The sequence below is a fragment of the Mycobacterium branderi genome (assembly GCF_010728725.1).
GTDB lineage: Bacteria > Actinomycetota > Actinomycetes > Mycobacteriales > Mycobacteriaceae > Mycobacterium > Mycobacterium branderi.
Window position 1 is genome coordinate 579,969 of sequence record NZ_AP022607.1, and the last position, 25,989, is coordinate 605,957.

The 25,989-nt window shown below is 62.5% G+C and carries 22 protein-coding genes; 8 read left to right on the plus strand and 14 right to left on the minus strand.

The features are described 5' to 3' along the window. Positions 1-12: 12 nt before the first annotated feature. From G6N47_RS27830 to G6N47_RS27885, 12 genes are all read right to left on the minus strand, one after another. Positions 13-654: a hypothetical protein gene (locus tag G6N47_RS27830; RefSeq protein ID WP_179966491.1), complete on the minus strand. Its 642-nt coding sequence runs from the start codon at positions 652-654 to the stop codon at positions 13-15. A 110-nt stretch (positions 655-764) separates the two neighbouring features. Beyond that, entirely contained in the window at positions 765-1,406 is a 642-nt protein-coding gene (locus G6N47_RS27835) for a hypothetical protein (protein ID WP_083133747.1), read from the minus strand. Between the two features lie 46 nt (positions 1,407-1,452). Then, positions 1,453-2,412, minus strand: a complete 960-nt coding sequence (locus G6N47_RS27840) for an MlaD family protein (RefSeq protein ID WP_083133748.1) — start codon at positions 2,410-2,412, stop codon at positions 1,453-1,455. Beyond that, positions 2,409-3,404 carry an MlaD family protein gene (locus G6N47_RS27845; protein WP_179966481.1) on the minus strand — a complete coding sequence of 332 codons (996 nt, stop codon included), beginning with the start codon at positions 3,402-3,404 and terminating at the stop codon, positions 2,409-2,411. The genes G6N47_RS27840 and G6N47_RS27845 overlap by 4 nt, the downstream gene beginning before the upstream one ends. Further along, positions 3,401-4,522 (minus strand): MlaD family protein, encoded by a 1,122-nt coding sequence (locus tag G6N47_RS27850; RefSeq protein ID WP_083133749.1) that lies wholly within the window; start codon positions 4,520-4,522, stop codon positions 3,401-3,403. Before G6N47_RS27850 ends, G6N47_RS27845 begins: the two co-directional genes overlap by 4 nt. Further along, positions 4,492-5,451 (minus strand): MlaD family protein, encoded by a 960-nt coding sequence (locus G6N47_RS27855; protein ID WP_083133750.1) that lies wholly within the window; start codon positions 5,449-5,451, stop codon positions 4,492-4,494. The genes G6N47_RS27850 and G6N47_RS27855 overlap by 31 nt, the downstream gene beginning before the upstream one ends. Continuing rightward, complete coding sequence (locus tag G6N47_RS27860) at positions 5,448-6,497, minus strand: MlaD family protein (RefSeq protein WP_083133751.1); 1,050 nt, start codon at positions 6,495-6,497, stop codon at positions 5,448-5,450. Before G6N47_RS27860 ends, G6N47_RS27855 begins: the two co-directional genes overlap by 4 nt. Beyond that, positions 6,494-7,540, minus strand: a complete 1,047-nt coding sequence (locus G6N47_RS27865; protein WP_232080452.1) for an MlaD family protein — start codon at positions 7,538-7,540, stop codon at positions 6,494-6,496. Before G6N47_RS27865 ends, G6N47_RS27860 begins: the two co-directional genes overlap by 4 nt. A 9-nt stretch (positions 7,541-7,549) precedes the next feature. Continuing rightward, entirely contained in the window at positions 7,550-8,365 is an 816-nt protein-coding gene (locus G6N47_RS27870; RefSeq protein WP_083133800.1) for an MlaE family ABC transporter permease, read from the minus strand. 47 nt (positions 8,366-8,412) lie between these two features. Further along, positions 8,413-9,315, minus strand: coding sequence for an MlaE family ABC transporter permease (locus G6N47_RS27875; protein WP_083133752.1), 903 nt, complete (start codon positions 9,313-9,315; stop codon positions 8,413-8,415). Between the two features lie 970 nt (positions 9,316-10,285). After that, positions 10,286-11,740 (minus strand): aldehyde dehydrogenase family protein, encoded by a 1,455-nt coding sequence (locus G6N47_RS27880; protein ID WP_083133753.1) that lies wholly within the window; start codon positions 11,738-11,740, stop codon positions 10,286-10,288. A gap of 552 nt (positions 11,741-12,292) precedes the next feature. Then, positions 12,293-13,171, minus strand: coding sequence for an amidohydrolase family protein (locus tag G6N47_RS27885; protein WP_163659939.1), 879 nt, complete (start codon positions 13,169-13,171; stop codon positions 12,293-12,295). A 560-nt stretch (positions 13,172-13,731) separates the two neighbouring features. On the opposite strand from G6N47_RS27885, the gene G6N47_RS27890 reads away from it, so the two are divergent. The 4 genes from G6N47_RS27890 (at position 13,732) to G6N47_RS27905 (ending at position 18,982) form a co-directional block, all read left to right on the plus strand. Continuing rightward, complete coding sequence (locus G6N47_RS27890; protein WP_232080453.1) at positions 13,732-14,553, plus strand: TetR/AcrR family transcriptional regulator; 822 nt, start codon at positions 13,732-13,734, stop codon at positions 14,551-14,553. A gap of 662 nt (positions 14,554-15,215) precedes the next feature. Beyond that, complete coding sequence (locus tag G6N47_RS27895; protein WP_083133756.1) at positions 15,216-16,274, plus strand: LLM class flavin-dependent oxidoreductase; 1,059 nt, start codon at positions 15,216-15,218, stop codon at positions 16,272-16,274. A 45-nt stretch (positions 16,275-16,319) separates the two neighbouring features. Beyond that, entirely contained in the window at positions 16,320-17,717 is a 1,398-nt protein-coding gene (locus G6N47_RS27900) for an aromatic ring-hydroxylating oxygenase subunit alpha (RefSeq protein WP_083133757.1), read from the plus strand. A 155-nt stretch (positions 17,718-17,872) separates the two neighbouring features. Continuing rightward, positions 17,873-18,982: a 3,4-dihydroxy-2-butanone-4-phosphate synthase gene (locus G6N47_RS27905; protein WP_083133758.1), complete on the plus strand. Its 1,110-nt coding sequence runs from the start codon at positions 17,873-17,875 to the stop codon at positions 18,980-18,982. Between the two features lie 160 nt (positions 18,983-19,142). Here G6N47_RS27905 and G6N47_RS27910 read toward each other — a convergent pair whose 3' ends face one another. Next, positions 19,143-20,237 (minus strand): NAD(P)H-dependent amine dehydrogenase family protein, encoded by a 1,095-nt coding sequence (locus G6N47_RS27910; RefSeq protein WP_083133759.1) that lies wholly within the window; start codon positions 20,235-20,237, stop codon positions 19,143-19,145. 242 nt (positions 20,238-20,479) lie between these two features. Between G6N47_RS27910 and G6N47_RS27915 the strand changes: the two genes are divergently transcribed. Next, positions 20,480-21,214, plus strand: coding sequence for a GntR family transcriptional regulator (locus tag G6N47_RS27915; protein ID WP_083133760.1), 735 nt, complete (start codon positions 20,480-20,482; stop codon positions 21,212-21,214). Between the two features lie 70 nt (positions 21,215-21,284). Here G6N47_RS27915 and G6N47_RS27920 read toward each other — a convergent pair whose 3' ends face one another. Continuing rightward, the gene (locus G6N47_RS27920; protein ID WP_083133761.1) at positions 21,285-21,764 is read right to left on the minus strand and encodes a MarR family winged helix-turn-helix transcriptional regulator; all 480 of its coding nucleotides are present in this window, start codon (positions 21,762-21,764) and stop codon (positions 21,285-21,287) included. Positions 21,765-22,137: 373 nt separating this feature from the next. On the opposite strand from G6N47_RS27920, the gene G6N47_RS27925 reads away from it, so the two are divergent. The 3 genes from G6N47_RS27925 (at position 22,138) to G6N47_RS27935 (ending at position 25,971) form a co-directional block, all read left to right on the plus strand. Continuing rightward, a complete protein-coding gene (locus G6N47_RS27925) occupies positions 22,138-23,739 on the plus strand; it encodes a class I adenylate-forming enzyme family protein (protein ID WP_163659941.1) in 1,602 nt (533 codons plus the stop codon). A gap of 82 nt (positions 23,740-23,821) precedes the next feature. Further along, positions 23,822-24,826: a Gfo/Idh/MocA family protein gene (locus tag G6N47_RS27930; RefSeq protein WP_083133763.1), complete on the plus strand. Its 1,005-nt coding sequence runs from the start codon at positions 23,822-23,824 to the stop codon at positions 24,824-24,826. 80 nt (positions 24,827-24,906) lie between these two features. Then, the gene (locus tag G6N47_RS27935; RefSeq protein WP_083133764.1) at positions 24,907-25,971 is read left to right on the plus strand and encodes a phosphotransferase family protein; all 1,065 of its coding nucleotides are present in this window, start codon (positions 24,907-24,909) and stop codon (positions 25,969-25,971) included. The last annotated feature ends 18 nt before the right edge of the window (positions 25,972-25,989 follow it).

The window sequence follows — 25,989 nt, forward strand, 5'->3', positions numbered from 1 at the left end:
AACCGAGTCTTTCTACTGGCAAACATGAGACCGATGGATCCTGCTGCCCCAGCGCAACATTCGTTGCACCGATGGGCCGGTGAACCAATCGGGCTGATGGCTTTTGATCCCGGCGCTGACGTTGGACATGTGCTGCCACAGCAGGTAGAAGCTCTCGCCCTGGTAGAGCGGGAAGTAGACGTCGCCGGCCTGGTCTTGGGTCTGCGTGAGTGCCTGGGCACGCGGGGCCAGGAAGTCGACCGACTGGTCGATGTTCGCGGTGACGATGTCGGCCTGCTGCTGAAGGTCGCCGACGCTGTAGTCCCAGTCGGAGCCCGCCCCCGAAATGACACCCGGCCCATTTGGCGTGATCCGGTGGAACTGGAGCCTGTTGATCTGGCGTTTCAACTCTTCGTACTGGGCGTTGAACCACTGGCACATCTCCCGTTCCGCGGTGATATCGGCCTCAGTGACTTTCCCTTTCGTTTCGTCGTACGGAAACGGAAACTTCGGCGTCCAGTTCGACGGTGTTGGCGTGATCACCGGCAGTGGTTGGGCCGGCCGGTCGTAGTCGTCGTATTCAGCGGGGTCGGCACGAGAAGGGGATCCGATCACCACGGTCGCCGCCGCCAGCACGATCAGCACGCATGTCAACGCAACGGTGTACCGTCGCATAGTGCTGCGCGTGGTCGCATCTTTTAGGGCGGACATCTCTCACTCCTCGAGTAGAACGCTTAGAACGCCGTTAACCTGGCCGGCCACCCGTGTAACTCGTTGCGCAACAACTACTTGTGGTCCAATGCGTCGCCGACCCCGCCGACATCGGTGATCTGCCAGTCCTTGGTGCTGTCGACCATGACGCTGTAAGTCGCGGTGGACTGCAGTGGCTCAGGGGCTTGCATGGTCTTGGTCTGGACACTGACGAAAGAATCGACGACATACGTTCCGCCGTTGACTGCGCGGACCTTGGCGGCCAGCGGGCGCGCTGTTGAACTCCATTGGAGCGGAACCAGGATTTGTTCCATTGAGGTCGCGGCCTTGGTCAGCTTCTCTTTAAGTTCCGGACTGGTTCCCGCGACAAGTTTCGTTTTCCACCCGCCCAGGTCCTGATAGTTCATTGCGGCCGCCTCCACCGCGTAGTCGAGGGCAACCTTTTCGGCGTGCGTCTTGTTGTCGGCCTGACGCGCCTGCTCGTCGAGCTTGCGTTGTGCGCCCAGATACAGCCAAGCCAAGACGCAGGCCGCCGCGACAAGCGCAGCGACCACCGCTACTAGCAGCAGGCTACGAAGAGAAATCGTGAGCTGCCGTCGAGTGGATTTTTTGTCCGGAGCCGTATCGGCGATCTGCGACTCGCTATGTGTTTCCGGCTCGACTGAGTCGTTCTGGGCCGCATCCGCTTCGCGGACATCGGATTCCGTATCGATCATGATGCACCTTCCTCAATTCGCGGTCTTGTGACGCCTGCCCGCTTACCTAGTTCTGCGGGATGGTGACGTGCAGGGTGATCGCGCCGTCGTCGGGCAGCGCGGCCAAGATGTTGGCCATGATCTGACTGGGGTCGAAGTTCAACAACGCACCGGCAATGCCTTTGACTTTCGGCAGGAACGCTTCGCCCAGTACCCTCAAATCCCCGCCGTTGTCATCCAGAAGCTTCTGGATCCGGCCGACCAAGTGGTCGAGCTTGTAGAGATTGTCCGGCCCATGCCCATCGTCGTAGATCAAAGCTCCAACACCGTCGACGTCTGCCTGGACTCCTTTGCTCAGAGCTTCGACGCCGGGTGTGGTGCCGGCCAGTGTGGGGCCGAGCCACCCGGCGTTGCGCAGTAGCGTCTGGAAGTTGCTCAACAGCACCCGGCCATGGCCGTGCATATCTGCTGCGGTGTTCCTCAGCAACTGGCCGGTGTGCGCGAGATTAGGCAGTACCACACGGGTGTCCGGCAGCGCCGTGTCGGTCTCACCGATGATGCGTTCAACCGCGCCGGGGTCAAGCTGATTGAGGACGCGTACGACACTTACCGCCAGCTCGGTGATCGACGGTGGTTGTTTCACCGATTCCGTCGCGATGTGCTGGCCGTTGCGCAGCATCGGCCCGTCCTGACGCCGCGGTACCAGCCCGATATACGATTCGCCGAGCGCGGACAGGTTATCCAGTCGCACATCGCAGTCGGCCGGGATGTGGAATTGGCCGTCGACGTAGAAGTCGACGGTGGCCCCTGCGATAGAGGTGGTGATGTCGCTGACTTTGCCGACCGGCACGCCGCGCAGCAGCACATTGGAACCCACGACAAGACCGTTGATGTCCGTCACCGTCATGGACAGATTGGTGCGGTCAGGAGGTGGCTTGACACGCACGCCCAGCGCGGTGATGTAAGTAACCGAAAACGCAATCATCACCGCAAACGCGATGAACGACAACAGGTCTCGTACCCTCATGGTGCCGCACCCAAGATCCGTAGTACGTCCTGAACGTTGCCCGACAGTTCCCGCCCGTCAGGTCCGATTATCGAAGTGATATTGATCGCCGGGTATTTATCTTCCGGGAGGAAGAAACCGGTGAAGAGACGTCGCCACGCCGGCCACTCTGCTTCGAAGGCCCACTTGGAATGCTGGAAGGCTCCCATCGCATCGCCGAGTGAATAAAATAACGGGACCAGCCAATATCCGTTGCTGTAGACACTGCCGAAAGATGGCAGCAGGTTACCGATGTAGCCCATCACGGTGAGAAGGTGGTCAAAGGCCCGCATGCCATCGGCTGAGAAGATCCGCTGGTATGCCGGAATCCGGCTGTGCATGACTTCAGCGGTTTCGGACACACCCTTGAGCCATTGATCGACCAGATCCATGTTGTTGGACAGGTCTTTCAGATCGGCGGACACCTGGGATGCGATTTTGTGCACCGTGCCTTCTGAAGGCGTGACTCGATTGATACCGATGATCGTGTTCTGTATGCGCTGTATGGAGCCGCTGGACACGAAATTCGCCAGATGCGCGATGGTGTCTTCCAGGATCGGTGGAGGCGTGGTGTGCGCGAGCGGGATCCGGCCGCCCGGGCCCAACGGGGGCGCCGATGGTTCGTCGCTGTGTGACCGGTCCAGCGAGACGTAGATGTCGCCCAGCACGGTGGCCTGTTGCAGTGACGCGTGGATGTTTGACGGCACCACCACACTCGGGTCGATACGGGAGACGACATCGACGTCAAGGCTGGTGACCGCCACCTTGGTGACGACTCCGACGCTCGTACCGTCCATCACCACCTTCGCCCGATCGGGCAAATTGAGTACGTGGTCGAACTCGATGACGATGTCGTAGCCACCGCGGTAGGAATTACCCGGTTGCGGCAATGCGCTCACGTTGATGGCGGCGCAAGACGAAAGTGAGACCACCCCGGCGAGAACCGCAGCGACGGGCCATATCCGGCGCTTCATCGGTTCGCCTCGGTCAGAACGTACTGCAGCAGCGCGACATCAACCGCGTACGGTTGCCCGGCCACGTCGGCACAGCTGCCAGGCATCGAAGCGTTCATGATGCCGCACAGGGCAAGTCCGTTCGGGGTGCGGATGCGGTACAACGGCGGTCGATAGGTGATATGGAACTCGCGGTTGTTGTAATGGTTGGCCAACGTGTTGATCCACCAGGGCACCGGGTTCAACAGATTTGCCAGCCGCGGCGCATGTGCACTGAGCTTGCGCATCGCCATCGAGGTGCTGTCGAGCGTGAACTGAACTTCCTCACCCAGATTGCCTTCGATGTCACCGGCGGCGTCGATTAACGGGATCATCCCGCCCAGCACCCGGCTGCCGCCTTCCACTGCCGCGGCAACGTCGGACGTATTCTGTTGCGCGTTAAGCAAAATCTCCTTCAGCGGGCCCCTGATCTCGACGAGCAGTGACGTCAATTGGGAAAGGTTGGTGATGACGGACCCGATGTCACTGATCGCTTGGTCAGGGCTGTCAAGTACCGCCGATGACCTTGTCAGCAACTGATTGATGCCGGCGCCATTGTTGTGCAGCGCCTGGTCGAGCCCGCGTGCGACATCGCCGACATTGTTCGACCCGTTGGGATTGACCGAGTTGATGAAGTTGGTCGCCGAACCGATCACCTCCGACAAGCTTTTCGGAGTGGCCGACTGGCTCAACGGGATACATTCGCCCGGTGTGAGCTGGGGTCCCGAGTTCGGGTTGCCGACGAGTTCGAGTGCCCGGTCGGCCAGAATCGACGGCGAGCGGATGACCGCCTTGACATCGCGCGGCAAGCGGCGTTGCTCGGTGAGCGCGAAATCGACTCGCACATCGGTTGCACCGGCGGTGATGCCGGTCACCTTGCCGATCTGATAGCCCATCTGCGTGACCGGATTGTCTGCGTAGAGGCCGATACTGTCGGGCATGATCGCGCAGTATTCGGTGTGTTGCGCCTCATTGAGGCGCCCGCAAGAGACGGTACTGGCGGCCACGAGCGCCGCGGTGAATGCCAGTGCGCCGGCCCGGCACACCCGCCATGTACTCAGCCGGGCCATTAGCAGGGATTTCCCGGTATCGGCATGCATAGATCAGTGGCTAACAATTCCGGTGGCGCTTGCTGCGCGTTGAGGACCCGTTCAATTTTTCTCCGCCCCAGGCGCAGGGCCCGTATTATCACTCCGTTGCGATCGGACCACATTCGTGCTTTGGCCAGCCAGTCGCGTACTTTGGCGAGAAACTCGCCGCGATGATCTTTGTAGAAGCGGCCGACCGGTGCGAGATCATCTATCACGTCCCCCATACCCTGAAGGGCGCTTGCGAATCCCTCGCTGTATAGGGTGAGAGTCTGTTCGATAATCGAGATCTTGCGGACCATGTCCTTGAGCTCGTCGCCGAAATCACGCAGGGAATGGATATATTCGTCCGAGAGATTCAGGATGGCGGTCACTTGGCCCCGCTGCTTTTCGATCGTGGCCATGAGGCTGTTGCCCGCATCGATTACCGCGGCCAATGACTCCACGTTGGTGCCGGTTAGCCCCTTTTGCACCTCGTTGAGTGATTCATTGATGGGCTTGGGGTTAACCGTCTCGATGATTCTCTTCGAATCGGCAAGTGTCCGCATCAAATTGTAGGGCATCATCACCCGCTCGATCGGAATAGGTTTAGAGCCCAGCGGCCTGTCACCCAGTGACACGAGGTTGACGTAATAGCCACCGACCACGGTGAGCATGCGGACCTGTATCTGTGATTGGTCTCCGACAAATGCAGTGTCGTCGACATGTGCGCGTACCCGGACCCGGTCGGATTCCAATGCGAGGTCCTTGACTTTGCCGACGCTGATTCCGGCTATTCTCACCTGGTCACCGGGGCGGACCGTCGCCGCATCGTCGGTGTAGAAGGTGACGATTTTCTGCCCCGGCGGATTGAAATACAGCATGGCTGTCACCAAAGACACGACCGTAGCCAGCACCAGCGCCCCGGCGCCCCACATAGTCGAGTTGCGCAGCAATTTCATCGGTTGCATAAGATCACCCGTCGCCCATTCAGAAGGACGTCCATTTGCTCGGGTAGCTGGGCGCGCCCCTTGGAGCACGGCAGGGGCGCGCCGGGCGCCGGCGGTGGTGGGATGTTCTCCCACATGACCGGAACCAGCTTGAACGCGTCGGTGAAGTCGTCGAGGACGGTGAACGCACGGTCCAGGCCCTCGTCGATGTTGGTGGCATTCTGGTCGGGGGTACCGTAGACGAACTGGGCACCGCTGTTTGCGTGCCGGGGGAAGCCCATATTGGTCAAGATCCGCAGCACCGCGTCGGAAAATTCGCCGCCGTAGACCTGCGATTTGCGAAACTCATCCAGCGCGTCCAGCGCGCCGTTCACCGGCCGGTTAACCCAGTCCACCAGCTGGATCAGGTCCTTCGAATGTCCGCCCATGACATCGCTGATCTCCGACAGATTGTGCATCAAGGTGGCGATGACTCGTTCGCGGTCCGACACGAATCTGGTGAGCTTACGGATGCTTTCGAGCATCGAAGCCAGGCCGCTTCCGTCACCGGACAGATAGGACGCCGCATTGGCGGTAAAGGTGTTCAGTTCGTCGGGGTTCAGTGTGGCCAGCACCGGTTGCAGGCCATTGAACAACGCGGTGATGTCGAAAGACGGTTGGGTCATTGCAGTGGTCACATGAGTCACCAGGTCGGCCGTCGAATAACTTTCCGTCGGATTCTCGACATCGACATACCGCAGGCCGGTAAGAGCCTGATATTTAACCGCCAGCCGGGTTCCCGACACCACGCCGTAGCGCTTGTCGAGCGTGAATCTGACCGCGGCAATGCTTTGCCCGCGCCGCCGCTTGAGCTCGACCGATTGAACCTTGCCTACGCGTACTCCGCGAACACGCACATCGGCATCCAGATGCAGCCCGGATACGTCTGTGAATTCCGCGGTGTAAGTACGCACGTCCGTTGCGGTGGGCTGCGTAATCGCATTCGCCACCAGAATAAACAAGACAATTCCGATGAGGGCACTTATCGCAAGTCGCCACAGCGCTGCTTTGGGTTTCATCGGCCGCCCCCCACAGCAGCGAGTGGTGCCGCGACGCCGGGAAGGCTGTCAAGAATGATCCGCACTTGAAGCGCCCGCTGTTCGGGCGTTCCGACGTACATTTTCTCGAGCCGGGACCGTAGTTCGACGAGTGTTTCCGCGATGCCCTCCGGCCGGATCAGTGGCGGCACCACATCGGTGAGCAACTTGACTGAACCGATCAGGGGCAGCAGGTCGCCGACGTGCGTGCGTTCAAGCCTGCCGAAAGCGCCGAACAGACCTACCGAGGCCTCGTCCATGTACGGCACGAACACCCGTTTGAAGGTGTCGTCATCAACGTTCCAGGTGCCGTAATTTGCATAGTTAGTCCCGTTCACCGACGCTGCGCCGACATCTGTCAGCGCGTTGACAAAAGACGGAAACGCCACGCTCAACCCGGTCGCATTGGTCAGCAATTGTGCGGTGCGCACCGTTTGCGTGTCGGCGACCGCATTAGCCGCAATCAACAACGTCTCAGTCAACGGATCGAGCGCATCGGTGTATCGCGTGGCTTTGTCGACCACCTCGATCAGCCGTGTCGTCAACGCCCCGGTCGACAGGCTGCCGAGCCGCGACAGCAATGCCTGAAGCGTGAAGTTGCCCTTGGGCTCAATATTTATCTGGGTGCCGTCCAGTAATGGATGGCCGCCCTGACCCGCGATCAGATTGATACCGCTCACACCGAAATAGTTGATCGGCTGAAAATCGATACCCAGCGCATCGGTCAAGCCGGCCGTGGGGCCTTTCTGCAGATCGGTGTCGACCCGGACACCACCTTGCGGCAGGCTGGAGATGGCCGTGACTTCGCCGACTTTCACTCCGTGCAGGACTACGGCCGTGCCCTTCGCGACTCCCTGGCCGACATACGGTGTGTGGATCGCCACCGAGAGCCGGTCGCCGGCCCGGCCGCTGAAAGGATTGGCAACGCTGAGCAGGCCCCACACGGCTACCGCACACAACGCCATCGCCGCGCCGACGGTGGTCAACGTTCGCCTTTCGGATGCCTCCGATACCTGGAACAGCACGCTGCGCACCTAGCCCTTGAACACGAATACCGGTTGCAGGCCCCACAGCGTCACCGTCAGGGTGAAGTCCAGGACCATGATTGTGACCAGGCTTGCCCGCACGGCGCGGCCCGATGCCCGACCCACACCAACTGGACCACCGGAGGCGAAATATCCGTAGTAGCAATGGATTAGGGTGACCGCGGTACAGTAGACGGCCACTTTAATGACCGAGTATGTAAGGTCTCGTGGAGTCAGGAACTCGACAAAGTAGTGGTTATAGGTGCCGCCGGGCTGGTGATGAAATACCCGGATCACGGTGTCCATCACGAAGAAGTTCGTTATGAGCGTCAACAGATAGCCCGGGACCACACACAACATCGCGCCCACCAGACGAGTACCGACCACGAACGGTATCGGCCGCAACGCCATGGCTTCCACCGCGTCGATCTCTTCGGAGATGCGCATGGCACCGATCTCGGCCGTCATCCGGCACCCGGCTTGGGCGGCAAATGCTATGCCGCCCACCAGCGGCCCGATCTCGCGGACACTTCCGATGCCGGCGACAATCCCCGACAGCGAGCCGAACCCGATGATGTTCAAGACGGCAAATGACTCGACGGCCAGCGAGGCGCCCACGGCAATACCGAGCAGCAGCAACACGCTTACCACCCCGCCGTCCACGACGATCGAACCTCTGCCCCATGCGAGGCTGTTCATTTGCTGCAATGTTTGGCGCCGATATTTGATCAGCGTCAGGGGCAGCAGCCAGAACGTCTGAGCGATGAAGACCGCCCACTGACCCATCGTGCGGAATAGTTCGCCGACCGGCTGCACCGGCGCCATGAGCGCGCCTGAATACGTGCTGGGTAGCGCGCGGCTGCTGGAGGTCACTATGCGACCTCCATCGGGACGAACATCGTCTGCAGCTGCGTTATCGCCAGATTCGCGAAAACGATGCAAACCACATTGAGTACGACCGCTGAATTCACCGCGTCGGCGACGCCGCGCGGACCGCCCTTGGCCTCCATGCCCCGAAGCGATGAAACTATTGCCACAATCGCACCGAAGACAATGGTCTTGCCGATCGCGAACCAGACGTCCACGACTTTGGCGAAGGTGCCAAACGACATCCAGAAACTTCCGGGCGCCACGTCGGAGGCACCCACTGCCATGGCGAATGCGGCCGCGGTCCCCGCCACCACGATGAGGATGCACAGGATCGGCGCTATCAATAGCAGCGCCAAAAAGCACGGCACTACCAGCCGGCGCACCGGGTCCACACCCAACACCCGCATCGCGTCGAGTTCTTCACGGATGGCGCGTGCCCCGAAGTCCGAGGCGATGGCCGACGCCGCCGCGCCGCCCATCAGCAGTCCCGCCGTGATCGGCGCGCCCTGCCGCACAACGCCCACCCCGGCCGCGGCACCGAGCAACGAGCTGGCCCCCAGTTGGTTGACCAGCCCAGACGTCACCACGGTGGCCATTGCGCCGAACGGGATGGCCATCAGCAACCCGGGTGTTGCGGTCACCTTGAGCAACGTCCACGCCTGAACGATGGTCTCGCCGAGCGGGATCCTCAAAGAAGCAGCATCCGCGACGATCCAGCGCAACACCGCCGCAAACAGCTGCATACCGCGGCCGGTGGTGGCTGCGCTGCGGCCCGGTATGGCGCCTACTTGCCGCGCTGCCCGAAACGCACGCCGTCGGTATGTGTCGGGACGCGGTGTAACCAATTCGCTGGAGCGCGAACTCGACACTTGCTGCTGTCGCAGGTTGTCGATCTGGATGGTCATGAATCACCGCCACAACGGCGCAATAGGCTGTCCCCCAACGTCATCCACGACGGCTGACTGACCACACACACAGCGGTGACGGTCATCCGGCCACCGTTGAGTGATCCGGTGGCCGCCCGGCGATGCAGCGCGCTGTGGGCGGCCGGGTCGCCGGGGCCGCTAGCGCTCCGCACAGCTCGCCGACGTGGCGCAGCGGTCGGGCGTGGGCATACGACGACGGCATCAGCGCCCCCCATTGCGCCCGCGGCAACGGGCTACATGGCCCTGTGAACCGTAAGTGCATTGTGCGAACACTATTTTGGACTGTCAGCCCACCGGACCGATGAACCGCACGCGGCGGATTCACATCTGCGCTGGAGTGCCGGTCGCGTAGCATCCCCGGCGACGAGATTACTGTAAACAACAAGACTATATCGCGCTTCACTGTAACGCACATCACCGTCGCCACCGTGGAAGTTTCACTCTCGGTCGGTCATCTGTCAAGAGGTACGTGCGCTATGTGGACATGGCCGCCAGATGCGGCCCGCGCAGCCGCCCACCAGCACGAATCGCGATCCGGATCAGCCCGGACACCGGTGCGGTGAGTCAGGCTCGACGAGCGAAATGCCGAATACGGCAACGACTTTCTTCGCAGGGCGCTCGCCTCCCGCCAGAACTCAAGTGTTCCGTGTAACGGAACGGGTGTTCTTGCAGCACCTCACCATAACGCTCTCGAGGTGATTGTCAACAGACGATCGGCGAGCTGCCCTCACCGCTGACGAGGCAGGGTTGACTGGCAGGAGCCGGTGACGGTGCCTCGATGCAGCCAAACACCGCACAGCACAAGGCGGCCGGCCGGCAACGGTCCGCGCCGCGCCACCCGGCTAGCGCCCGCTATGTAGGAGCGCCGCGTTGACCTACGGCAGCACTGGGCAATTCAGCGTGCTGCCGCGGACTCGTCGCGGACGTTGATGACTGTGCCGGGGGCGTGCTAGAGCTGCGCCCAGACCGACTTGGTCTGCATGTAGGCTTCGATGCCTTCGCGGCCCCATTCATAGCCCCAGCCCGACTGCTTATAGCCACCCAACGGCATTGCCGGATCAAAGACCGTCTGGCAGTTGAGGGTGACGGTTCCGGCCTGCAGCCGCTTGGCGAGGCGATGGGCCCGACCGAGGTTGTTGGTCCAGGCGGTGGCGGCCAGCCCGTAGGTAGTGTCATTGGCCAGCGCCAGCGCCTCGTCCTCGTCGTCGAACGGCAGCACTGTGACCACCGGCCCGAAAATCTCCTCCTGATACAGCCGCATCCCGGGCTCGACATCGGTGAGCACTGTCGGGTGCACAAAATAGCCGCGCCGGTCAAGCCGATAGCCGCCGGTGACCACCTCCACACCATCACGCTTGCCCTCGTCGATAAAACCCATCACTCGCGTGAGCTGCTTTTGGCTTACCAGCGGGCCGATCTGCACATCATCTTCTTTGGGTCCGCCCAGCCGCAACGAATCCGCCACCGCCGCAATACCCTCCACGACCTGGTCGTAGACACCGCGCTGCACAAACAGCCGCGATCCGCACACACACACCTGCCCGGAATGCATGAAGACACCCATCGCAGCCATCGGGATGGCGCTGCTCAGGTCGGCGTCGTCATAGATCAGCACCGGCGACTTTCCGCCGAGTTCCAGCATGACTTTCTTCAGGTTGCCCGCCGAGGCAGCCACGATCTGCTTACCCACCTCGGTGGATCCGGTGAAGGCGACCTTTTCTACCCCGGGGTGCGCGACGAGGGCCGCACCCGCGGTGTGCCCATAGCCGGTGACCAGGTTGACGACACCGTCCGGCACCCCCGCCTCGGCAATGAGCTTGTCCAACAACACCGCCGACAGCGGTGTCTCCTCAGCAGGCTTGACCACACTGCTACAACCCGCCGCCAAAGCCGGCGCCAGCTTGGCGCACGCGTTGAAAACCGGGCCGTTCCAGGGGAAAATCAGCCCCACTACGCCATAGGGCTCCTTGAGGGTGTAGGCGTGCAGATTCGAATAGCTACCCGTCACTCCCCCGGTCATCTGGATGTCATGGGCAATACCGTTGACCTTGGTGCACCAACCGGCGTAATAGCGGAAAAACTCCGCGCTGGCGGAGACGAGCTGACGCGCGTGGGGAAGCGTCATACCGGTATTGAGCGAATCGATCTCGACCAGGCTGTCGGCATGTTGCTCGATCAGTTCGGCGATCCGCCACAAGACCTTGGCGCGTTCACTGCCGGGCATCGCCTGCCACACACCCGACTCGAACGAAGCCCGGGCCCGGGCAACGGCTTCGTCGACGGCTTGTTCCCCACCATCGGCGAACTCGGTGATCGGCTCTTCGGTCACCGGATCAACGACCGCAATCGCTTCGCCCGAGCCCGGGCGCTTATGTATCTCGTCCAACACCATCTGCAGCGTCACCCTGGGCTCCTTCCTCATTCAGCTCATCGCCGAAGGCCCTAATACGTTCCAGCGCTGAACATCTGCCTAGCACCGTGCGCGTTGAGCGGTCAAGAGCACACCCTGCGGATGAGAGCCCGTGTGCACAACCGTGTGCACCGTGGCGGCGATCCGTGTTCCCGATCGGAGTGGCCTGCTCGCAGACACTGATGAGCTTCGCCCAGACGACCACTGGTCACTCGAGAATGTCGAGCCTTCATCCGCAACCCGGCCACCACGCTGGGCGGTCCGGTCGATTTGGCTGGCCGATCACGAAAACCCCTGCACTTCATGCGGCTCAGACTCCTACCTATCGACGACCCAACGCGCCCGCATTGTTCGCGAAGCCGTCCGGGGCCGCCGACGTGATCGGCCGCCCTGGCCTCGGACAATGTCCGCCGCCCTGTACCCGCATCAAAACCGTTGCGACCCAAATTTGTTCATCTCCTCAGAACAAGTCACGCAACGGTCTAAACCTTCAGCGCCGAAAAGCACGGGCACATGCCGTCCTGATTGGTAGCGGTCGAGTTGGGCTCACTCGGGCGCCGGTGGCCACTTCAGGATCCGTCGCGCCGAACCGCCCAGGATCCACTCGCGCTCCTCCTGCGACAATTCCGGATCGTCGCGAACGCAGTGCAGGAGATCGCTCCAGGTATGGCCGGCAATGACGGACTTGTCGCTTGCCCAAAGCAACCGTTGCGCGCCGAACGCCTCGATCGCACGTCGCAAAATGGGTCGGAGGTCGTCGTACGGATATATTGCCGACCCGAAGCGATCCTGGGCATGGCACCATTTCAAGGCGACGTTGGGCAGTTCCGCCAAACGCAGCACTTGGTCGAAATAGCCGGCATCCAGCGCGGCGCGCGCTTCGGCCTGCGGGCGGTCGGGGGGAATGCCCGGAAATCCCATTCCGCAGTGGTCAATAACGAATGTCAGTTCTGGGTACCTACGTGCATATGGTTCGAGCAGTTCGACAAAGCCCGGGATGAACACGAAAAGTGGCAAGGCCACCTCGCGGGCGATCTCCAACAAATGCTCGTATGCGCCGGCGGCGAATGCGTCAGCGTCCTCAAGCGTCCATACCGGCTGCAACCGAAAAGCGCGGGCATTGGGCGAGCTGCCCACGAACCGCATGACGCTCTCCAAGTGGGGGTCACGGTGATCGATGCGTACCAGATAGGAGAACCGATCAGGACGCACGATGCTGGCTTCCTCGGCGGTCGGCCAAGCCGCACGCCAGGCGCCGTTGCCGAGCGCATAACCCGGTTCGATATGGGTCGGGTGCGCCTGACCCAGCTGGCCTCCCCAGAACTCATCGATGAGAACGGAGGTAATGCCCAGCGCATCCATTGCCTCGAGCGTCGCGGTGATCATTCCGCGCCCGAGGTGAACTTGCGCATCGACGACGTCCATGGTGTCCATTCGTATCGCATCACGCTTGGGTTCGTCACCGGGAAAGACCAGAAACCGATCTTCACACTGGACCCGCCTACGGATGTCCGCCGCTACCCGTGGGGCAGCTCATCACTGCCGTCACCGCGCCGAGCACTGACCAGGTTGGGTCCGCGTCACTTCAGGCAACCGCGGCGACCATCAGCGCTACGCCGGCGTACGGAACGAACTGCCGCCGATTTCATGTTGCGCGGCAATGTATTTCGATCAAAATACCGCTAACCGGATGCACGCTGGTGGCTGCCGATCTGATTTCCTGACCACCCCCCAGACCCGCCCGCCTGTCAAAGACGCCGACTTATGCTTGCATACCAATGCATTTCGCGACAGTCCCCGGCTCGGCTGATACGGCGCGGCAGTAAAGGTTCTAATGTGGTGGATGCTCTCGTCGCCGGCGATCCGCGTGGGCGCAGGCCACAAGCCTTCGCGCCCCGGGTACTCCGGGGACAAAACGCGTTACCATTGAGTCCGAACGCAACACAGCGGATTGATCATCCGCGCACCGACCCGATGGAATGCATGTGACGAACAAGGCGACAAAGACGGTCGTCACCAAGAAGGCCGGAAAGTCGACGGACCGACGTCGCCGGCGGCCTTCACTCAGCAACGAGGCATTCCTGGATAAAGCCCTCGACTTGTTTCTCGCGCAAGGCTTCGAGCGCACCAGCATCGACGCGATCACTGCCGCGGCGGGCATTGCGAAGCGGACTGTCTACTCGCGTTACGGCGACAAGAAAAGCCTTTTCAAGGCCGCCCTGCAGCGAGCGATCGAAGAATGGATCGTGCCGGTCGAACGGCTCCGGCAGGCCGAACGCCCGACTCTGGAAGAGAGCCTGCTGGCCATCGCTCAGATTCTTGTCGATAACATCCTGAGCCCCAAGGGGCTCAGGCTGTTGCGACTGACCAATGCCGAATCGGGCCACATGCCAGAGATCGGCGCCCTTACCGTGCGGCAGGGCACGGAGCCGACCATCGCTTATCTTGCGGATTTGTTCCGTCGCCACCTCGCCCGAGAGGGCGCGGGATTTCCGGAGGCTGAGGACGCTGCGCAGGCCTTCCTTGATCTGGTTGTCGGCGGCCCGGCCAACGCGGCGGCGTGGGGTGTGGTCAGCGACAAGTCAGCCCTTGACCAACGCGCCCGCTACAGCGTGCGGCTACTGCTGCACGGGCTGCTGGCATCGTCGCCGACCAGCATGGCCGCCGTCAGTGTCACCGCCCTGGCCGATGAGAACCTGCGGCTCAAGAAGCTACTGGCAGAAAGTCTGGTCCAACTCGACCAGGCACAAGAACGTCTCAAAGCGGCCGACGGCGTCGACAGCGGTGTGAATGGGGACCGCAGCTAAGTCGCACGGCGCGGGTACAGCGCTGAAGGCTCGAAACACACTGTAAGCCAAAGGCATTGCACTTACCGGGCACCGTATAAGCATCGGATAGCGGCCGCACGACGTCGACACCACCGTCGCGGATACGACACCTGAATCGTTTCTCGGGCCTTTGTCGCGGCCCAGACCTCACACCGCCGGCTCTGCAAACGGGCTCACAGCTGGATCAGACCCCAGAGCCAACCATTGCCCCGGGCCCGCCCCAATTCGCTCTCACTACCTGCATAAATAGCGGACAGGCATGGCCCGCTGCAGCGCGCGGCGCGACGTCTTTGGGAGAAGATTTGCACTACACCTTGTGGGTAACTCGTGAAACGATTAAGGTGACATATGACACGACGGCGTCGAAACGTTGCCCATCTGGAACAGGAGCCAGGCACGTTGATTGCAATCGACCCGAGGACCAACCCGGGGCCGCGCATGAGTCCCGACACGGTCGCGCTGCTTTCCGGCTCCTCTGCCGGGGCAACCACCAGCCGCTCAGCACGTCGGGGAACGAACGACAGCGCGGCGCCCACTGGTAGCAACAACGCCGGCTCCACAGGGCCGGTATCTCTGTACGGCGGACTCCGGTTCCGCCACAAGCCAATTGCCGTGACCCCGTGTGAGCGAAAGGACTGAACATGCGTGTCGGAATGCACCTGGGCTATCAGAACCTCAACGGCGTTCCTGACGCCGAGAAGTTCATGCAGGAAACGAAACTGGCCATCGAAGCCGAAGCGATGGGCTTTGACTACGTCGGGCCGGTCGAACACCACTTCACCGACTACGCGGCATGCCCTGACCCCTTCCAGATGCTGGCCTACGTCGCGGCAAAGACCAAGGACATCAAGCTGATTACCGCTGCGGTGATCTTGCCCTGGAACAATCCGCTGCGCGTCGTGGAGCAGACGCTGGAGCTCGACATCTTGAGCGAGGGCCGGCTGATCTTGGGGATGGGCCGCGGCGCGGCACGACGCGAATTCCGCTCATTCAACGTCGAACTCAAGGACTCGCGGGAGATGTTCGACGAAGCTGCGCTCATTGTCATGAACGGAGTCGAGACGGGCTTCGTCGAGGCCGACACCAAGTGGTATCAGATCCCCCGCACCGAAATCCGGCCACGACCGTTCAAGAGTTTCAAGGACCGCACCGTCATGGTGTCGATGTCGCCGGGCTCGGTCGAGGTTGCGGCCAACTACGGGCTGCAGACGCTGCGGTTCTCGCAAGGGGACTGGCGGATTGCGATTCCCGAGATCAACCACTACCGCGAGGTGTTCCAAAAGCTCCATGGCCGCACGCCGCCGCCATTCATCATCTCGGACTTCGTGCTGTGCTTCGACGACAAGCAAAAGGTCACGGACTACTGCGACAAGTACTTCAGCCGCATGTTCGAAACGGTAGCCAACCACTACGAGTTCATGAGCCCGCACTTCAAGGAGTTACCGTCCTACTCGACCTACGCCATCATGGGCGAGCGGGCGGAAGCTGCAGGCGGCGCTGACAAGGCCTACCGCGATTACATCAAAGGCAACCTGATCGGGACCCCGGAGGAATTGGTGGATTACCACCTTGAGCGCGCCTCGATGGTGGGTGACTACGAGATGCTGGCGAACTTCAGCTTCGGGGGTTTGCCGTACGAGCTTGTCTACGAACAGGTCAGGCTGTTCGCTGACAAGGTGCTGCCAAAGCTCAAAGGCTAGAAGCCGCGCCGCCACAGGCTCACACTGGCTACTTAGGAGTGCACCATGGACAAGCTGGCTGGTATCAGAGTCGATCAACTTAGTGATGAGGATCTTGGAGAGGCCCTCACCTATCCGGTTGATGCTTTCATTTCCCGGGAGTATGCGGCGGCCGAGAACGAGTTGCTGTGGTCCAAGGTCTGGCTGATGGCCGCCCGCCTGGAGGACATCCCCGAAGCGGGCCACTTCATTACTTTCAACGTCGGTGACGAATCCATCATCATCATCCGCACCTCAGCCGACTCGCTGCGGGCCTACTACAACGTCTGTCCTCACCGCGGCCGCCAACTGATCAACACACCGGACGACGTCAACTGCGTCACCGGTAAGAAGAGGTCTTTCGTCTGCGGCTTCCACGGCTGGACATTCAACCGCGAGGGTAAGAACACCTACATTCTCGACAAGGAAGACTGGAAAGGGGCTCTGAGCGACGAGCGCACCTGTCTTTCCGAGGTCAAGGTGGACACTTGGGGCGGGTGGATCTACGTCAATATGGATCCTGACTGCGAACCGCTGCGGGACTTCCTGGAGCCTGCCGCGAGCATTCTCGATTATTTCGAGTTCGAGAAGATGCGCTACAAATGGCGCCAGTGGTGCATCTATCCCTGTAACTGGAAGACCGCCATCGAGGCCTTCATGGAGCCTTACCACGTCGCAGGTACCCATCCCCAGCTGCTGAAATACGGCCAGTTCTACGCCTACAGCAAGCCCTACGGTTTGCACGGTGTCAGTGGATTCGACGAGCGCGATCCCAGCATGAAGATGAGTCAGAGCAGCTCGGTGACGCGGGCGGGTCTGGGAGACCCGCGTGTTTCGACCTATGAGCTGGCCCGGGAAAACTACGAGACGGTCAACTATGCCGGCTCGACCGAAACCCTCGTCAACGCGGCGAAGCGGTTGGTAGACGAACTTCCCGAGGGCACACCTGCCTCAGAGGTCATCCAACACTGGATGGCCACCGCCAAGGCCGACGATGCGGCCCGCAACGTCATCTGGCCGGAGATCCCGGCGGACGTGATGGCTGAGGCGGGCCTGGCCTGGAGCATGTTCCCCAACCAGACCATTTTGCAGGGCGTCACCTTCGCGCTGTGCTATCGCGTTCGCCCGTACGGCGACGACCCCAACAAGTGCATCTTCGAATCCTATGCGCTGGAGCGCTTCCCGGAAGGCGCAGAGCCGAAAACCGAATGGGTTTACGCCGAACCCACCGCAGAAAAATGGGGTCTGGTGCTGGCTCAGGACTTCGGCAACATGGAGTGGGTTCAGAAGGGCATGAAGTCGCGTGGGTTCCGCGGTCCGCAACCGAATCCGCACCAGGAACAGAAAGTCACGAACTTTCATCGCCACCTGGCGAGATTTATGGGCATCGGCGCGCCCCGCAAACTGGACCGGACGGATCAATAGCCGATGTCGGTCTTGACCCGAAGTGGAAACCTTCGCACGAACCCCGAACAGCGGCACCGCCTCAATCATCAAGGCGGGCCGGGTGTTGACGCGCCGCACGGCGCCGTGACCTGGCCACTGATGTCTCAGGCCCGCCTTCATCGTCTCGAGGCACCGTGAAAACGCCTGTGGCCGACCAAGGCCTGCCACTCGAAGCGGAGCAGGAGCGGTCCCCGCAGCGCCAGGTCTCCGCCGCGATCGCTGCTGTCGCAGCTGGGGATCCGATCATCGTCCTCGACGACGATCACCATTGCGGCGACTTGATCTTCGCGGCCGAGAGCGCCACGACCCGGTTGATGGCGTTCACGGTGCGCTACACCTCGGGATTCATTTGCGTGGCGCTGCCGGCCGAGCAGTGCGACCGCTTGGGTCTGCCGCCGATGCATCCGTGCAACGGGGACGAACTGACGTACCGTGTCGCAGTCGATATGCGCGACAATGGAACTGGAATTTCGGCGGCTGCCCGGGCGAAGACCGCTGTCGCGTTATCGCGCGCCGACTCGTCGCCGGGCGACTTTGTCCGTCCCGGACATGTGCTCCCGGTCGAGGCCCGGCCCGGGGGTGTGCTCGAGCGGGCAGGTCACGCCGAGGCGGCGCTAGATCTCGTCCGGCTTGCGGGCCGGCGGCCCGCGGCGGTGTTGTGCACGCTCATGTCAGAGCGGATCCCGGGAGAGACGGCCGAGCCGGCGGAGCTGCGTGACTTCGCGGCGCGCCATGGGCTGCAGGTCGTTTCAATTGCAGCGCTGACCGACTATCGGCGCCGCACCGAAGCTCAAATGCGCTGCGTCGGCACGCAAACCGTCATGACGGCAGACGGCGAGGTGCACGTTCTCGCATTTCGGAGCCTGCACGGTGACGGCGCCCATCTCGCTTTTCTGGCCGGTGCCATCCACACCGGGGTACCCGTGTATGTGCACACCGAATGTCTGAGCGGCGACGTCGTGGGACTGCCGACATGTACGTGCGGAGGCCAGCTGCGAAAGCGCTTGGCCGCGTTCATCGGGATGGGAGACGGAATCGTGGTGTACATCCGTCACGACGGACCTCCATGGACATGTGGCCTATCCAGCCCCAGGAAAGCCGGCACCCTCAACGAAGTCGCAGCCGAGATCCTCGCGGAGCTCAGCGTGACGTCGCTGCAACTTGTCAATGATGACGACGCCCTGGCCGATGTGCTGCGCAGCTTCGGAATGTGCGTCGACGAATCAGTGACCGCCGACTCCTGACGACCGAAGCTCAGCTGGTATCGCCCCGCTACTCGCCGGGCGAATTACGCAGGGACACAATGACAGCCCGTGGATGAGGATCGGGCCACGGTGCTCTACCGGGCTATGGCGGATGTCCTGATCGCGGAACGATCCATACGCGGCACCGAAGGCGCGATTCTCACGCCCGAAAACCGTGCCGCCCACCTACCGGCATTTCGGCGAAGCGCCGATAACCAGGTTCAGCTTCGATGACAGCACTCACACAGTTGACGCACCGAGCAGCTGTCATCGCGAATCCGTCCGTCAGCGCGGCACCTGTGCCGCCGGGCAGGCCCAGCGCGAACTCCCCTCGGAGCGGCGGGAAGCTGTCGATCTCCACCACATAACCGCCGTCTCGTCCGATTGACGGCCAGTGCGGCGCGTCCTCACGGCGCAGCCGATTGACGTGGTGGACGTTGATGAGCGGCTCGCCGTCGACAAGTCCGGTAATCGTGAAGCGCATCGCAGCGATCGTGCCTTTGGCAACCGGCATGCCGGCGTCGGTCACAAACGACTCCGTGGCGAGCTCGACATCGCCGGTCACCTCGATCCCCTCGACTTCGACGCCGAGTCCCTCTGCCATCGCATACGGGACACCGCCCCAGCAGTTGTATCGAACCGCGTTCAGGGCCTCGTTCGGCACATCCTCGGGCGCCAGGGCGAATCCCATCGCGCGCAGCGTCTCCGATACGGAGTAGCCCCCGTACTCGACCATCTCCCACGTGTCGATCCGCCTGATGTCTGCGACGCCGCTTGTCATATTGAACGCTAAGACGTCGGTGAAGCCCGGGTCGAGCCCGGTGAAGAAGAGCGTCGACTTCCCCTCTTCGCAGGCCTGTTGAAGACGCGCGCGAAAGTCCTCTCCATGGGCCATGTGCCTGTAATGAGTGCCCGAGCAGATCGGACTGATCACGTTGTGACCGCTGCGCAGGATCTGCTCGAGCTCAGCAACCCAGACCGCCGACGCACTGCCCGGCACAGACGGATCGGCAAGGGCGTCGCGCGGCATGAATATCACACAGTCGGCCTGCAGCGAGAGCAACTGGTCGATGTCGCGGGTCGCGCTGAGCCCCATCGGGGCCAGCCCGGCGATTTCGCCTGCGTCAACACCTTCCTTGCCCGGCGTGTAGCACTTCAGTCCGGCGAGCTCGAGGTTCTTGTTCGTGATCAGGTACCGCAGCGCAATCTCGCCGGTAAACCCACTTCCCCACTGGATGACCCGGTACTTCGACACGCTCGATCCCTCTCCGGACGATCCGCACACCGCTACACTGCTCGCGGTTCAGCGATGCCCAACAAGCAGTATTGTATACTACTTGACAGTATTTGGTATTGCGATATTCTGTCACCATGGGCACCGCCAGTCCTCGGTCGCTGCATCGAACGGCAGCATCGGACGGGCGTGTCGAGCGTCCCTGCTTAGTTAACGCCGCCCGTCGCAAAAACACCGATCGTCGGTGCTGAACCAGAACCGCGATGACCGACATCACCTCGACTGAGCATCTCTACATTCAGGTCGAACGCGCTCTGCGAAAAAGCATCTCAGAGGGTGAGTGCCCGGTCGGATCGCGACTGCCAACCGAACAGCAACTGGCTCAATGGTTTTCGGTAAGCCGTTACACTGTGCGCGAAGCGCTTCGACGACTCCGCGAGGAAAACCTCGTGTCGTCGCGTCCGCGCCGGGGGACACGGGTTGTTCGACGTCCCGGCTCGGATCAGCGCGACGTCATGAGTATCGACGACCTCCGCACCTTCGCTGCCGGCACACGGCTGGCGCTCGAGTCCATCGAGATGGTCACGATCAACGCCGAATTATCGGAATTGACCGGTTTGAGCGGCGGTGAAAAATGGTTGGCAGTGCGCGGTTCGCGCCGGGCCGAAGATGCGCAGGTGCCCCTCTGCTGGATTGAGTACTTCATCAACCGTTGCTTCGCCGGGGTGGGAAGGTTCCTGCCTCGTCACAACGGTGCGATCTTCGCGTTGATCGAAGACCTGTATGGGGTGAGCATCCTGCAGGCCCGCGAGGAAATCACTGCGATTCTGACTCCCGCGGAACTCGCTGTGGCCCTGCGAGTTCCGCCGGGAACCCCGGCCCTGAGGGTGCGGCGGACCTACCTGACGTCGGACGGCGTGGTGGCCCAGGTCACCGTGAACACCTATGCGGCGTCGCGATTCCGTCACTGCATGACGATTCGACGTGCGCGACGCTGATTGCGTTACGGAAACACGCGAAAGGCGCATTGACTGAGTAGTTCCGCTGGTGTCCACGCGATCGCCAGAGTCACTTGGCGGGCGTCTCTTCTCCCCCGTTGGCGTCGCCGAGGAAGGTCAGCACATTCTTGTGAATCAGGGTCAGCACCTCGTCGAGCTGCTCGCGCTGCTGACTCGTCGTGCCCCGGCGGATGTGTTTGCGCAGTTCGCGGTCGGCCGCCACGGTGCTCTCCCATAGGGCGCGACCCTCGTCGGTCAGGGTCACCAGCCACACACGGCGGTCCGTGGCGTCCGCCACTCGCCGCACCGCGCCTTTCGGCTCAAGGGAATCGACTAGGCCGCCGATGCGCGCGCGGCTGGTTCCGACGCGACGAGCAAGTTCAGACTGGGTGAGCTCGCCGTTGACAAGGTGGGCCAGCAGTGTCGCTTCCGCGAGATTGAGGCCGAAATCAGAAAACACCCGATCGTATGCGCGGCGCATGACCCGCGCCGTGGACATGATCGCCCCCTCAACCCGGGCCCACTGCGGCATGCTCCGCTGGTCATTCATCAGGACACCTGTTCGTCGTTGTGCACGGGATGCACCCGGCTAGTATCGCAGTTGGCAATAACGTACCGGACGAACCGCGCGAAGTTGCGCGTACATGGTGCCCGCCGGTTGATCCGCGCCGGGAGATCGTCCTGGTTGGGCAAACTCCGGCGTCGCCGTTACCCGCTTTACCGACGTGTTCGACCCGGTCCGGGCGCCGGCCAGATTCCGGTTGCGCAAATGCCCTATCCCAGGCCTGGCCCTGCCGCCTCGCCCCGGGGCCGGGCCGGACGAGACGCCGCAGGCGAGCTTGCAGCATGCTGTAATGCTTTATACTGTCACGCGATATACAATTAGTCTGGCTTGCAGGTTCGGATCAGGCGGTGGGCACTCAGTGACTGACGAAGAGCGCATCGACTGGGGACGCGACATCGTCGTCGAGGACGTGCTCGGTGCGCCGACCCGGGTCTTCGCGCGGCGTCCGCGGCGGGCAGGCGACGTCATGCTCGAGGGGCGCCGGCGACCGCAGGCAACCTATGTCGTCGAAGACAGCCGGCGGCTGAGCTTTGCCGAGCACGAGTCGGGTGTGGCCGCCGTCCGGTCTCGATTGCACGCCGCCGGCGTCCGGTCCGGCGACCGGGTCATGATCGCCGGCGCGAACCGGATCGAATTCATCGTCAGCCTTTGGGCGGTCCTGCGTGCGGGTGCGGTCGCGGTTGTCGGCAATGCATGGTGGAGCGCCGCGGAACTGCAGGCCGCGATCGGGGTCACCGTTCCCCGCTGCATCATCGCCGACGAGCGCCGGGCCCAGCTGCTCCCGGCGGATACCGAATGGCTGTCATTCGACGAGGTGCGCGATCTCACCGAGAGCGCACCACAGTGCCGGGATATCCCGTCGGCACCCGTCGCGGAAGACGACCCCGCTCTGATCGTTTTCACGTCCGGTACCACCGGCCACGCGAAGGCTGCCGAACTGTCTCATCGCGGCGTGGTGTCGACGCTGCAGAACTTCCTGACGATCACCGACAAGCTCCCCCGGCAGGACGGTGAGCCCGGTACCGGAAGCGTGAGTCTGCTGAGCCTTCCGCTGTTTCATGTCGGCGGGATCCAGCAGATCACCATAGCGATGGCCACCGGTGGCCGGCTCGTCTTCTGCACCGGCCGGTTCGAGCCCGCCCGGGTCGTGACCATGCTCGCGCAGGAGCGGGTGCGCGCCTGGGCCGCAGTTCCGTCGATGGTGTCACGGGTCGCCGACTACGTGGAAGCCACCGCCGCGCAGCTGCCCGATCTCTACACGATCAATATGGGCGGAGGCCCGGTACCCGAACACGTTAAAGCGCGGGCGCGGGCGGCCTTTCCTCACTCGCGGCGGGGTATCGGGGTGACCTGGGGACTTACCGAAACCGGTGGTGCTGTCACCAGCGCCGCGGGCACCGCCGTCGCCGCGCGGCCGGGGACTGTCGGTCGGCCGCTGCCCACCTGCGAGGTACGCGTGGCCGCGCCCGAAAGTGGCGGCAGCGGAGAACTGCTGGTGCGATCTCCGTCCGTCATGCTGCGCTATCTCGGCGACGCCGAGTCCCCGATCGAGGCCGATCGGTGGTTGCGAACGGGCGACGTCGGCTGGGTCGACGACGACTCCTTCGTCTACATCACCGACCGCGTCAAAGACATCATCATCCGCGGCGGTGAAAATGTCGCCGCTGCCCATGTCGAAGCGGCCATCGGTCGCAGCGCGCTGGTCGACGAGGTCGCCGTGGTCGGCCTGCCGCACGCCGATTTGGGCGAGGAAGTCGGTGCTGTCGTGTTCACCCGCAGCGGTCAACCCCTTGACGTGGAGGCAATCGAGGCAGAGTTGCGGGCAACACTGGCTCATTTTGAGGTGCCCTCGCGGTGGTGGGTTCGCTGCGAACCGTTGCCGCGCAACGCAACCGGGAAGATTGTCAAAGCCGACCTCAAATCAGAGTGGATCGCCAACCTCGAAACGACGCCGTCATGAAGCAGTTGTCGAGCGAACTTCGGCACCGACGACAAAACATTGCGCAACCCATCGTCAGCCAGCACCGTTGGGAGTGACCGATATGAAAGTGGCGATCCTGGGAACGGGCTTCGGTCAGTATGGCGCAGCTCCCGTTTACCGGAAGCTCGGATTCGAGGTCGAGGTCGTCACGCCGCGAGACGAGGCGGCCGTCGAGCGCGCACTGGCATCGGACGTGGATCTGGTGTCCATCCACTCGCCCCCCTTCATGCACTACGAGCATGTGATGAGGGCCATCGACCACGGCCATGCCGTGCTGTGCGACAAGCCTTTTGGCCGCAATGCCAAGGAGGCGCACGCGATGCGGGACCGGGCCTGCGAACGCGGAGTACTGAATTTCACCAACTTCGAACTTCGGTCAAAGCCCTCACGCGCCAAGATAAAGGAAATCGCGGACGCAGGTGTGATCGGAGTCCCCCGCCACTTGAGTTGGAGCTTCTTTAGCAACGGATTCCGCGGGGGAACCCACGGCTGGGTGAACGAGCGGGAATCGGGCGGAGGCTGGATCGGTGCGTACGCATCGCATCTCATTGACTTCACCCGGTGGCTATTCGGCAGTGAAGTGGCCAAATGCGGTGGGATTTCACGGATCGACGAGCCAACCCGTCCCGACCGGGACGGTGTAGAGCGCACCGCGACGGCGGAGGACGCCTACTCTGCCTGGTTCGTCATGGCCAATGGCTGCACGGCAGTCCAGGACACCGCCTACGCGGCCGCGGCTCCCATGCCCTCCCGAATCACCTTGATGGGTACCGCCGGCGCGGTCGAACTTGTCGGTGACGTGAAGCTGGTTGTGCGGCGCGCGCCGGATCTGTCGGGCGTCTCCGCCGCAGAGCGCATCCGGCGGGGGGTGGTCGCCGGGGAGGGCGACGAAGTCTTCGACTTCCCGCCGCCGGCAGGAGAAGCCCATGAGCCGGCTTTGACTCCGTGGTTCGCCCGGGTGAAGGAAGCGCTGCGCACCGGCCGCCAGATTGCACCGTCCTTCGACGATGGGGTGGCTGTTGCGGAAGCCATGGATCAACTAAGGGCCAATCTGGACCGGGTCTAGCGGCCCATCGTTGCTGCGCTGCAACGAATCTGCAGCATCACTGCGGCCACCGGGCCCGCCCCAACGCGAGGAGCTTTTCCATGAGTGATGTGCAATCGACGCTGCGTGCTGTGATCGGTAGCGGTAAAGGTGTGGTGCGCAAAGTTGGTGCCGCCGCGATTTGCCGATTCATCGAAAGTCGCCCAGACGTCGCCGGCGACGTCGACGTGACCCTGGTCGGTGAGGCCAGTGAGGTCGGGGCGTCGAGCGGCATCGTGCTCTTCGACGTGAGCTATGACACCGGCCAAGCCCGGGTTGCCCGCCAGCTGGTGTTACGCCACGCACCGGCCGGCGACCGGCGGTTATTCGTCGAGTACGACATGGCGCGGCAATTCCAGGTTCAGCGGGCCATGCAAGGCGGGAATGTGCCGGTGCCCGAGCCGGTATGGCTGGATTCGGATGGCCGCTGGCTCGGCGTGCCCGGCTACACGATGGCGCGTGCACACGGAGTCGCTCCACACACCGCGAGCTTTCTGCGCGGGCCACTTGCTGAGGCTTCGCCGGACGATCGCGAGGAGATGCTCGGCCAAGTCATGAAAGCCCTTGTCGGTATTCACACCACCGACATCAAGGCCGGCGGGCTGGAGAACTTCGTGATGAACGCGACCGGCAGCGCGCCGCTGGAGCGCTGCATCAACTGGTATTGGCGGACCTGGGACTGGGTTCGTCCGCCGAACTTCGAGCGCCTGGTGCCGGTGCGGCGCTGGTTGCTGGACAACCTTCCTGACGGTGAGCCCGAGCTGATCCACGGCGATCCGCTGCTGCATAACTACATGTTCGACGGCACGCGTCTGGTCGCCGTTTTGGACTGGGAGGTATCGACTTTGAGCCGTGCGGAAGCTGATCTGGCATTCCAATGCGTCGGCAACCAGCTCTTCGCGCCACCGCCCGACAGCGGGTTGTTGATGCCGCCGGGCGAAGCGGAGTGGCTGGCGATGTACCGCGCCGCCGGCGGGCGGCCGCTACGTGACTTCGAGTACTTCAAGAAGCTTGCGGCGTACATGCTTCTGGTGGCCTACGGCTCGTTGCGGCGGAACATGACGGCCGCCGAATGTGCGGGCCTGGAACCGTTGTTGCAGCAATGTTGGCTGCTGGCCGAGCCATGACTAGCACGAAGGAGATCG

Coding starts and splice junctions, on each gene's coding strand:
- G6N47_RS27830 (WP_179966491.1), bottom strand. CDS start 654: ATGCGACGGTACACCGTTGCGTTGACATGCGTGCTGATCGTGCTGGCG.
- G6N47_RS27835 (WP_083133747.1), bottom strand. CDS start 1,406: ATGATCGATACGGAATCCGATGTCCGCGAAGCGGATGCGGCCCAGAAC.
- G6N47_RS27840 (WP_083133748.1), bottom strand. CDS start 2,412: ATGAGGGTACGAGACCTGTTGTCGTTCATCGCGTTTGCGGTGATGATT.
- G6N47_RS27845 (WP_179966481.1), bottom strand. CDS start 3,404: ATGAAGCGCCGGATATGGCCCGTCGCTGCGGTTCTCGCCGGGGTGGTC.
- G6N47_RS27850 (WP_083133749.1), bottom strand. CDS start 4,522: ATGCATGCCGATACCGGGAAATCCCTGCTAATGGCCCGGCTGAGTACA.
- G6N47_RS27855 (WP_083133750.1), bottom strand. CDS start 5,451: ATGAAATTGCTGCGCAACTCGACTATGTGGGGCGCCGGGGCGCTGGTG.
- G6N47_RS27860 (WP_083133751.1), bottom strand. CDS start 6,497: ATGAAACCCAAAGCAGCGCTGTGGCGACTTGCGATAAGTGCCCTCATC.
- G6N47_RS27870 (WP_083133800.1), bottom strand. CDS start 8,365: ATGGCGCCGGTGCAGCCGGTCGGCGAACTATTCCGCACGATGGGTCAG.
- G6N47_RS27875 (WP_083133752.1), bottom strand. CDS start 9,315: ATGACCATCCAGATCGACAACCTGCGACAGCAGCAAGTGTCGAGTTCG.
- G6N47_RS27885 (WP_163659939.1), bottom strand. CDS start 13,171: ATGGACGTCGTCGATGCGCAAGTTCACCTCGGGCGCGGAATGATCACC.
- G6N47_RS27895 (WP_083133756.1), top strand. CDS start 15,216: ATGCGTGTCGGAATGCACCTGGGCTATCAGAACCTCAACGGCGTTCCT.
- G6N47_RS27900 (WP_083133757.1), top strand. CDS start 16,320: ATGGACAAGCTGGCTGGTATCAGAGTCGATCAACTTAGTGATGAGGAT.
- G6N47_RS27915 (WP_083133760.1), top strand. CDS start 20,480: ATGACCGACATCACCTCGACTGAGCATCTCTACATTCAGGTCGAACGC.
- G6N47_RS27920 (WP_083133761.1), bottom strand. CDS start 21,764: ATGAATGACCAGCGGAGCATGCCGCAGTGGGCCCGGGTTGAGGGGGCG.
- G6N47_RS27930 (WP_083133763.1), top strand. CDS start 23,822: ATGAAAGTGGCGATCCTGGGAACGGGCTTCGGTCAGTATGGCGCAGCT.
- G6N47_RS27935 (WP_083133764.1), top strand. CDS start 24,907: ATGAGTGATGTGCAATCGACGCTGCGTGCTGTGATCGGTAGCGGTAAA.